Genomic DNA, 9,548 nt, shown 5'->3' on the forward strand with positions numbered 1-9,548 from the left:
TTTTGAGTTTTGAGTTTTGAGTTTTGAGTTTTGAGTTTTGAGTTTTGAGTTTTAAGTTTTGAGTTTTAAGTTTTAATTCAAAACTGAGAAATATTCCAGGAAATGGGTAATTTTAGGTTTAGGGGCGAGGCACTGGTATAATCTATAGTGGTAACAAATAACTTTAATTTACTCGTTCTTTCTATGACAGCATTCTTATTCGTAACAGACTTAGATAATACCTTAATAGGCGATGAAAAATCACTAAAAATACTGAATCAGCAACTGAGTCAGCATCGCGAAAACTATGGTACTAAAATAGTTTATGCTACAGGACGATCCCTCTTTTTGTACCGCCAACTTACCACCCAACAGTCACTGTTACCACCAGATGCTCTCATTACTTCAGTCGGAACTGAAATTTACCTTAATCCTGATAACGATATATTTAACTCAGAATGGGCGGAAATTATTACTCCAGGATGGAATCGCCACCAAGTTATCGCTACTGCGGCTAATTTTTCCGAGCTTCTACACCAACCTACCTCAGAACAAGGTCTATTTAAAGTCAGTTATTATCTTACCGAACCACGAGCAGAGGGGGTATTACATCAACTAAAATTAGTTTTACATGAACGGGGTTTAGATGTCAAGCTAATTTACAGTGGTGGCAAAGACTTAGATATTATTCCTCAAAAAGCCGATAAAGGTTTAGCCGTACAATTCTTGCAGCAAAAATGGGGATTTGATGGTACAAATACTGTAGTTTGTGGAGATTCTGGCAATGATATTTCTCTATTTAGCGTAGGAGAATCGCGAGGTATTATTGTTGGCAATGCTAGACCGGAATTGCGCAAATGGCATGAATTAAATCCAAATAATTATCGTTATCTAGCTAAGGGTAAATATGCCAGTGGAATAATTGAAGGCTTGGATCGTTTTGGTTTGATAATATGTTAGTGTGGTTAGGTGAGTAAAGCAAGTAAGATTTGGATTAACGTTGTGAGTTCTTCAGGAATGCGGTATAACTTAAGATCTTGAGTGATGTGGCGACGGGTTCGATCAAATCGTCCAAATTGCCATTCTGTCCCCGTGGTGACAACTCCGTAAAGGATATTTGTTTCTGTTTCTGTCCATTTATCCAAAGCAATTAGTTCGACAGCTAGTTGGGTGAAGCCTTTAATTAAATCTTGGCGTTTGGCTTCGATGATGAGGAGATTTTGGGGGCTAGGAATGTAGTAGTTAAAAGTGCCACGTAGCCAATTACTAACGTTGACAGTATATTCAACGCGCAGTCTTAGATTAAGTTGCCCACAGACTTCTTGCAGAATTGGGGCACAGAGGGCTTCTCTCCGGGCAATCTCGCTGGTAAGTTCAGTAATCCGAATATTTCGATGAATTTGTCGGGAGAGGAATTCCAGGTCAATCTCTGAAGGCTTTTGGGGAAGTGTCAGAATCTGTTAATCAATTGTACAGTCAAGATCTGCCAAGATCTCTTCAATCCCATAGAGCATATCAAAATATTTGGCAAAAGTATAGGTTTCGTTAGGATCAAGAACTTTTGGCTTCCTCGTCATCAGCCTGTCTACCTCCTTGGGTTTTATTATCAATAATAACAAATTCAACGATAGCACAGGATTATATCTAATTATAATAATATACTCAATTTACTTTTCTTTAACCAATAACCAACAACCAACAACCAACAACCAATGATTAATTATCTCAAAGGAACAGTCGCCAACATTCACAAAAGCACAGGTAATCGCGTTACTCTAATTTTAGAAGTAAACCAAATTGGCTATGAGTTACAAATTCCCCGCAGTTTATCAGAAAAACTATCGATAGACTCAAAAGAATCAGTCCAAATTTTCACTCATTTCCAAATCAGAGAAGATCAACAGATACTCTACGGCTTTGCCTCGGGAGATGAAAGAGATTTATTTCGACAATTAGTAAGTGTAAGTGGTATTGGAGCGCAACTTGCGATCGCACTCATCGATACCCTCGGCTTACCAAACTTAGTCCAAGCTATTGTTACAGGTAATATCCGCGCCCTATCCAAAACACCTGGTGTTGGCACTAAAACCGCCGAAAGAATAGCCCTAGAATTAAAAACAAAACTAGCTGAATGGGGTAATATTTATGGATTAGACATAGCCCACGATGTAACTGAATCTTCACCAACTATTACCAGAGCTTTGCCAGGTATTATCGAAGATGTCGAGATGACACTACTAGCTTTAGGTTATGAAAACCAGGAAATTACTCAAGCAATAAACTCTATTAGTAAAGACGAAATATTGACAAAAAGCAAAAACCCGGAAGATTGGATTAGAAGTGCGATCGCATGGTTAAGTAAATAATCCCCTCTACACCTATCCCACCAGAAAATTACCTAATCCCTCTCTTCTCTTCCTTCGTGTCTTAGTGTCTTTGTGTTTAAATAATAATCTTGATCGTAGGTTGATTTGAGGGACTGAGTTAGATGTAGGTTGGGTTTTGTTCCTCTGAATTTTTATTTTTTCATTTCATTAGCTGACATCCTTCTCTACTAAAATATGTTCAATTCTAGTTACCATTTGCTTGAGTTTTAGAGGCTTTGAGAGATACTCATTTGCCCCAGCTTCTAGACATTTTTCTCGATCTCCTGTCATGGCTAATGCTGTCAAAGCAATGATGGGAATATTTAGTAATTTGCGATCGCAGCGAATCTGCCTAATTGCTTCTAAACCATCTATTCCCGGCATCTGGATATCCATTAAAATTAAGTCAGGAAGATTTAATTTAGTCAGGTTGATTGCCTCCTGACCATTTTTTGCTAAGACAATCCGATATCCTTTTGCCTCTAAGTAATTACAAATCGTACTAATATTAACTTCATCATCTTCTGCTAACAGAATTAGTGGCGATGTTTTAGTAAATCTTTCTATGTAATCTTGCTCTAAAGATCCTGGTACTGCACTCACCAATTCAGGAGATTGAATTACTAAATCTTGATATGGTAAATTGATTGTAAAACAACTACCCGCACCCACTTCACTCGTCACCCCTACCTTGCCACCATGAAGTTCAACCATTCGCTTGACGAGGGAAAGTCCCAAGCCTGTTCCCGCATATTGACGGTTTAATGCACCATCAATTTGGATAAAGGGCTTAAACAGTTTTCTGAGATTTTCTGGGGCGATACCGATACCTGTATCACTCACTGCAATTTTAATTGAACTTAGTGTTGTTTGGGAGGATAGGGGAGAAAATACTGTGTTACTTTCCACATCTGTCTTACTAAATATATTTAATTGTCCCCCTATTGCTTGTTCGATGGTTACATCTAATGTAATCCGCCCACCTGCTGGTGTAAATTTAACCGCATTACTGAGGAGGTTAATTAAAACTTGTTGAATGCGCCGTTCATCCAGGCTCAATTTTGGCAGATTAGATGGAATATTGACCTCAAGCTGAATGCTTTTTTTCAAAGATTGCTGCTTGATAAAGGAAATACTAGACTGACAAACTTGATTAATTGCTGTTGGTGTGCGACGGAGTTCTATCTGTCCAGCTTCAATTTTTCCTAAATCGAGGATATCATTGATTAATTCCAGAAGATGCTCACCGCTACTTCTAATAATCTGCAAAGCCTCTCGCTGTTCTGAATTAATAGCTCCAAACACATTTTCTTCCAATCCCTCAGTCATGCCAAGAATCCCATTGAGAGGGGTACGAAGTTCGTGGCTCATGTTGGCGAGAAATTCATCTTTAAGCCGTGTAGCACGAGCAAGTTCTTCGTTATAAATAGCAAGTTTTTGGTTAGTTTCTGTAAGTATTGTTTCTGCTTCTTTGCGCTCAGTAATATCGCGAAAGTACCAAATTCTACCATAATTATCTCCCAGGGGCGAGCGGACACTTGCAGAGTAGTAATCAAAAATATGTCCGTCTTTTAAAAGTAATTCGCCCTGACCAATTTCGGTGGGATTTTGATATAAATACTCTAGCCGATTCAGTAATCGATCGGGATCTTCTAAATTGCTAATAAACCATTCCATTAATTGACGATCGTTGCCAGTTTCTACCATTCCTATGGGAATATGCCATAGCTCACAAATACGCTGATTATAAGATACAATTTTACGATTTTCGTCAACAATTGAGATCCCATCAATAGAAGCTTCTTGCTGTGCTTTTAATATGGCATTCTGGCGATGTAATTCTCTGGTATTCTCCTGAATTTTGCTAGCCATACGATCGAAAGCAACAGATATTTGAGTGAGTTCATCAGAACCCGATAATCCGGCGCGGACATTTAGATTTCCCTCAGCTAAACTGTTGCTAGCAGAAACTAAGCGAGAAACTCTGCGGGTGAGGGTGATTTCAAAGAAAAACCATAAGCCCAAGCAAAATACTATCAACGTGCCATTGAATACCAAGGATCGCTTTAACGCATCGTTATAGGCTTCTTGTTTGGCTCGTGTCAAATCGTATTCTATAAACAGAATACCAACCCTTGAGGGACGAATCTCGTTTGGCAGAGCTTGTAAAAGGACAGGATAGATAGCAATCAGATTTTTTCTATCTTTAGATATCGCTACATTTCCTGCAAGTTTCCCTCGCACATCACTAAAGATGGGAGCATAAGGAGCAGCGGCAGTTTTATTAATCGGAACATACCGCATTTCATAATGGTTTGATAGGAGCACACTGTCTCCCTCATCAAATAGTAATACCAAGCTTAGATTTGAGTCGCTACCCAACTGGCTAATAGCAACCTCCGCCTGTTCTATATCAGATCTGCGATACAAATAATCTAATATCCTGGATGTTTGACTTGCTGAAATCTGAACATAACTCTTTGTATTTGTTTCGGTTTTTTTGTAAGTTTCAGCAACTTCTTTGTTAAAAGATACTAGTCCTAACAAACTACCACACAATATTAAAATTGTAGGTATTGAAAATCTGAGAGGAAAGGGGAAACGTTCCATTAAAGGCGTTTTGGGGTTTATAGTTTGGCATTTTTGATAAACCGATCGTCAAGAATGGTCGAGGGGTTAATTGCTTTTGGCAATAACTTGTTTTCTATCATTACTTTCATAAGTCGTCTCATCCCATTGATCAATGAAGGATCGCTTTGATCTAGTAAATGCTGATTTTCCTGTAAGTTGGGTTGGCGTAAGCCTTTAAAGGCATTAAGAATTTGCTCTGGCGTTACTTTGGTGCGTGGTGCAATACGATTTGCTGCATCTTGGGGATTCTTTTCCAAATAAGCTAAAGCGCGAAAGCGACCATTTACTAAAGCTTGTACAATATCAGGAGAGTTGGCAATCGTATCTGTTCGAATGACAAGAGTATCGACAATCTCTCCGGGAATCTGGCTACTGTCAAATAGAAGCTTGGCTCCTGCTTCTAATAATTTTACTCTAGGATGGCCAAAGGTGACAACTGCATCCACTTTTCCTTCTTTATAAGCGCGTTCATGTTCCGTCAGCTCCAGGGAAACTATTTGGATATCTTGAGGAGACATCCCATTTTTTTCTAACGCCCGTGCGATAAAAAAACCTCCCAGAGCTGTTGCTTCGACTCCGACTTGTTTCCCTTTCAAATCTTTGATGCTAGAAAATTCTGGTTTGCCTAGAATCACGTCGCCACCATGAGAAATATCCATAATCGCAATAATCCGAATATTTTCTTGAGTTGCTGCCAGAACTAAAGCTTGATCGATTGATAATCCTGCACCTTCTATTTCACCATTGCGGAATGCTCTAACTTCTTCTGTTCCTGAAGGATAATCAACTAAACGTATCAGTTTTCCATCATAATATCCCAGATGGCGAGACAGATATAAAGTTTCATATCCAGGCCAGAGATTACTCCCAATCCGTAATTGTCTAGGTGTTTGACTGGGACAGCTAACTAGAGCAATGGCTAAAATTCCAGCAATAATGGCAAACATTAAATACTCACCAAGTCTTACTGGCAAAATTTTTATCTTTTTTATGACAATCCTTTGCCAGTAATATAGTGCCTTGGTAAAATTTTTCATATTCTTTTACAGAAGATAGCTTGACATTAGTTGTTTTTATCTAAAGCAGGGATTCGACATCTTCAAAAATAGATGTCTATTAAAGGATGCTGATTGGCTGACTCCTCCCCTCTATAAAGATTTTTCCCGATCTTCTGTCATTACTAACGCTGTCAAGGGAATGATGGGAATATTTACTAGTTGAGGCTACAGAATACCTGCACAATTTCCCCCCGGCGACATCACCGGGTTTTGGCGATGGAAAGAGCAATTACCTATTCCAGCAACCAATAACAAATAACAAACAATTAATAACCAAAAACAAACATTATCGTTTCAAAGCTAGCGCGATCGCCGATTCTAATTCTTCCTTACTTAAATTCGTAAGAATAAATACTTCTTGATAAGTTTTTCCAGATCTAGCAATAAGTTTAAATCCGCCCCGAATCGGGACGGACACTTTTAATAGCAATTGGGGACTGTGACTTTTTGCACGTCCAATCACAGCGGGTGTAATAGTTTGAATCCCACTATACCCTGTCATTCGTTCGAGAATAGGAATCAAACCCGGAATATGGGTTGAGTGATTCCAAACCAATCTACCGCCGTTGGACTTGCTCATCTCTCTTCCCCCGTGGAGACCGCCGTTATCATCAGCGCGGTTCTGCCGAACCACAGGTGAGTACCGCGCATTGATTTAACGGCGGTCGGAAACGGGGGATATTTTATTCGACTCAATGTCCCTAAAATATCAAAATCAGTATCCATAGTTATAGCCATCCTTTTGATGAATTTGTTGACAATATTTGTAGCTGATTCCTTGAATTAATCCCTGTTTTGCCAAAATGTTAAAGCTACCAGTTGATCGCACGGCAACTTTCCCCGTATAAGTTCCAATCTTTTTTCCAGAAATTACGACTGCTTTGACGATATCACCCGTTTGAAACCCTTTGACAAACTTAAACTGAGGAACATATCGAAAGGGAAAGCCAAACTTGTCAGTGCGGCACATTTGCCTTGAGCCGTGACCTATCGCTTTGATGTTTAAAGGTTGATCTGCTAGTACAGAAATTCCCAGTGTTTCACCGACACAAGCCGCATCAAAGAAGTGAGTTTTTGGTAAGCATAGCCGTGTCCGATTGAACTTGGTTAGTCCACCTGACCCTGTATTAATCTCTAAGTTTGTAGCTTTTAATCTGTTAAACAGCGCCCACCGTGTTGAGTTAACCGCTGCTGCATCTTTTAGCGGACGTTTAGCTTGAGCCTTAATTTGCTTTAAGACATCAGGCTTCTTTTTCAAGAAAACCTCAATATCCTGAGATCCTTTCTTGATATTGCAAGGTTCGCAAGCCAGACAGAGATTGGAAATTCGGTTTGTACCGCCTTTGGCTTTGGGGTGAATGTGTTCAATTTGTAAGCGCCTTGACTCTAGTGACAACTTGATTGTTTGACCGCGATGTGTCAATTCTGCCACCCAAATAAGATGGCAACCAGAAAGTATCGCTAGTCCCGTAACTTTAGAGCCAGGATCGATCTTCAGTGTTAATGATCCTGGTACATCAACTATCTCCTTATTCAGAATGATTGTGAATGGATACAACCTGAACACTTTAGCCTTGCCAACAGTTAATAGCTTACGTGCTAAAGACGGTTTGCATGGTGTTAAAGGCTTACGGTTGGTATCAAGAACAAAGACGTAATTGGGGTTAGACATTGTTGTGTCTCTTCAATTTCTTGTTACGTTAGCTTTGACAATGTTAGAAGTCGGTACTTTCTCTTAAGCACTGGCTTAACCCTTTTAAACCTGTTTAACTCAAGAGTTTTAGAGCTACGGACTAGCTACGCATCCGTAGGTAAGAACTTAAACGCTTGCTTCTAACGTAGGCATTTCTGCCTGAGTCTGGTCAACTACGGCTGTATTTCAAGCCCCTGTTATAGTCGGTACTCCGATTTAACGGCGGGTTGTTGACCAGGTTATGCTGTTTCTATGGGAGCCATGGTTAAGCCAGCACGACTAAGTTGTTGGTGGTATAGCTCTGCTTGTTCCTGCGGTCCGGCCCAAACAATCGCTTGTCCCTCAAAATGAACCTGATTCGTAAGTTCCCAGGCGCGATCGCTCGTCATTGCCGGGATATACTTGACCAAACAGTCGTGAACATGCTGAAAGGTGTTAAAGTCATCGTCAAGAACAATCACCTTATAGTTAGGATAAGGCTTCCGTGTAACTTGCCGCGATTTTTCAGGAGCTTGAATGGACGCAGCGGATACCGCTCTTAGAGCTGCCGAAATTACCATAGTACTCAGTTGCTGACCAAACATTAAAATAATCTGCACTTCATTCTAGTTTACCTTCCTTCGCCAAGGGAATGTAAAGCAATGTCTGGAGAATTATTCTTCTATCTTTTTCTCACTCACCTCTTTAGTCGCGGAACCTTTTGATTTAGCTGATTGACTTTTACTCTTTGTCTTCTTCCTCCTCACCCCCGTAACTGCCTCTCGAATTGACTCCAGATTTTCTCGACTTGCCCACTGACTAGCGGGTGTGACTCTGTACTCGTCGGTGCGCCCTGTTCGCTTCTCCTGAGTTAGAAAACCTGCCTCACAAAGAAACTTCAACGAATACTGAGCGCGGCGAACACTCATCTTACAGATTTCGGCTGTCTTGCTGAGACTAGCGAAGTACTTACCATCAAGCTTTCCTCCGGTCCGGCGAACAGCATGAGCATAAATCCGAAACTCGTAGGGATCTAAGCCATACTCATCAAGCAGATTGTGAACGAACATCACTGAACTAGGGAGTTGTCGGTCCTTTGCGTCTGGAGCTTCTTTTTCCTTGACTGATGAGTCTTTCTCGATTGACATATAGTTGCTCTACCTCTAAATTTTGCGATCGGACAAGAAATATTGTCCGATCTATCGCATGAATTAAACTTTGATACTTTACCCCCTGCATTATTATACACTACCCCTGCACTACCTGCCGTAGCCCTGGTATATCTTTAAGATATTACTTTTAAGTTAATATTTATGGTATATTTTAGGCTGATTCAACGCGGAAAGTAGTCATAAGTATTGATAACGTTACTTTATAGGGTATTTGGTTGAACCGATTCAACGCGAACTCAGGTTTATAAGTATTCATGCGTTCATGCACAAGATACTGGCTAGTTAAGTGATAATCAAGCATAATAACAAAAGAGGCCAACCAATATTAATGGTTAACCTCTTTTACAAAGAATATTGGGGATGAGGACGGCTTGCCGGAAAGCGTATCCGTCCTTTTCGCTCAATCAAAATTTATCTCCACCTATTGGGTGGAAGTTTTTATCATCATGAATAACCATCATACCTCAATGCCTCCAAAAGGCAAACCAGACGAAGGCAAGAAGACCTTGCCACCGGGAATAATCTCAAAGATTATCCCATTGACACTCCCCGGTCTAAAGACACGGGGATTCTTAAGACATCGAGCGCCTTAATATCCTGATAAATCAGGTTAAGAGGCTCATTACCTTTGCCACAAGGGCGTAATGATATCTCCACAAGGTTGTTTCGG

At 40.2% G+C, this 9,548-nt stretch carries 9 protein-coding genes; 2 read left to right on the plus strand and 7 right to left on the minus strand.

The window, feature by feature from the left end:
- The first annotated feature begins 183 nt into the window (after positions 1-183).
- Positions 184-939 (plus strand): sucrose-phosphate phosphatase, encoded by a 756-nt coding sequence (locus NJ959_RS20145; protein WP_254013531.1) that lies wholly within the window; start codon positions 184-186, stop codon positions 937-939.
- Between the two features lie 5 nt (positions 940-944).
- On the opposite strand, the gene NJ959_RS20150 is transcribed toward NJ959_RS20145, so the two are convergent.
- Positions 945-1,124 (minus strand): hypothetical protein, encoded by a 180-nt coding sequence (locus NJ959_RS20150; protein ID WP_254013532.1) that lies wholly within the window; start codon positions 1,122-1,124, stop codon positions 945-947.
- A gap of 567 nt (positions 1,125-1,691) precedes the next feature.
- Between NJ959_RS20150 and ruvA the strand changes: the two genes are divergently transcribed.
- Complete coding sequence (ruvA, locus tag NJ959_RS20155; RefSeq protein ID WP_254013533.1) at positions 1,692-2,345, plus strand: Holliday junction branch migration protein RuvA; 654 nt, start codon at positions 1,692-1,694, stop codon at positions 2,343-2,345.
- A 168-nt stretch (positions 2,346-2,513) separates the two neighbouring features.
- Here the strand turns inward: ruvA and NJ959_RS20160 are convergent, their stop codons facing one another.
- The 6 genes from NJ959_RS20160 to NJ959_RS20185 all read right to left on the minus strand — a co-directional run bounded on the left by NJ959_RS20160 (position 2,514) and on the right by NJ959_RS20185 (position 8,854).
- On the minus strand, positions 2,514-4,955 hold the full coding sequence (locus NJ959_RS20160) for a response regulator (protein ID WP_444881957.1): 2,442 nt from the start codon (positions 4,953-4,955) through the stop codon (positions 2,514-2,516).
- A 17-nt stretch (positions 4,956-4,972) separates the two neighbouring features.
- Positions 4,973-6,013 (minus strand): ABC transporter substrate-binding protein, encoded by a 1,041-nt coding sequence (locus NJ959_RS20165; RefSeq protein ID WP_254013535.1) that lies wholly within the window; start codon positions 6,011-6,013, stop codon positions 4,973-4,975.
- Positions 6,014-6,320: 307 nt separating this feature from the next.
- Positions 6,321-6,614: a DUF2103 domain-containing protein gene (locus tag NJ959_RS20170; RefSeq protein WP_254013536.1), complete on the minus strand. Its 294-nt coding sequence runs from the start codon at positions 6,612-6,614 to the stop codon at positions 6,321-6,323.
- Positions 6,615-6,749: 135 nt separating this feature from the next.
- The gene (locus NJ959_RS20175) at positions 6,750-7,706 is read right to left on the minus strand and encodes an RRXRR domain-containing protein (RefSeq protein WP_254013537.1); all 957 of its coding nucleotides are present in this window, start codon (positions 7,704-7,706) and stop codon (positions 6,750-6,752) included.
- Positions 7,707-7,966: 260 nt separating this feature from the next.
- On the minus strand, positions 7,967-8,287 hold the full coding sequence (gene clpS, locus NJ959_RS20180) for an ATP-dependent Clp protease adapter ClpS (protein WP_305069160.1): 321 nt from the start codon (positions 8,285-8,287) through the stop codon (positions 7,967-7,969).
- Between the two features lie 93 nt (positions 8,288-8,380).
- The gene (locus tag NJ959_RS20185; protein ID WP_254013539.1) at positions 8,381-8,854 is read right to left on the minus strand and encodes a helix-turn-helix domain-containing protein; all 474 of its coding nucleotides are present in this window, start codon (positions 8,852-8,854) and stop codon (positions 8,381-8,383) included.
- Positions 8,855-9,548: the final 694 nt, after the last annotated feature.

Origin of the sequence: Limnofasciculus baicalensis BBK-W-15 (assembly GCF_024178385.1) — a bacterium.
Lineage (GTDB): Bacteria > Cyanobacteriota > Cyanobacteriia > Cyanobacteriales > Coleofasciculaceae > Limnofasciculus > Limnofasciculus baicalensis.

Coding starts and splice junctions, on each gene's coding strand:
- NJ959_RS20145 (WP_254013531.1), top strand. CDS start 184: ATGACAGCATTCTTATTCGTAACAGACTTAGATAATACCTTAATAGGC.
- ruvA (WP_254013533.1), top strand. CDS start 1,692: ATGATTAATTATCTCAAAGGAACAGTCGCCAACATTCACAAAAGCACA.
- NJ959_RS20160 (WP_444881957.1), bottom strand. CDS start 4,955: ATGGAACGTTTCCCCTTTCCTCTCAGATTTTCAATACCTACAATTTTA.
- NJ959_RS20165 (WP_254013535.1), bottom strand. CDS start 6,013: ATGAAAAATTTTACCAAGGCACTATATTACTGGCAAAGGATTGTCATA.
- NJ959_RS20170 (WP_254013536.1), bottom strand. CDS start 6,614: ATGAGCAAGTCCAACGGCGGTAGATTGGTTTGGAATCACTCAACCCAT.
- NJ959_RS20175 (WP_254013537.1), bottom strand. CDS start 7,706: ATGTCTAACCCCAATTACGTCTTTGTTCTTGATACCAACCGTAAGCCT.
- clpS (WP_305069160.1), bottom strand. CDS start 8,287: ATGGTAATTTCGGCAGCTCTAAGAGCGGTATCCGCTGCGTCCATTCAA.
- NJ959_RS20185 (WP_254013539.1), bottom strand. CDS start 8,854: ATGTCAATCGAGAAAGACTCATCAGTCAAGGAAAAAGAAGCTCCAGAC.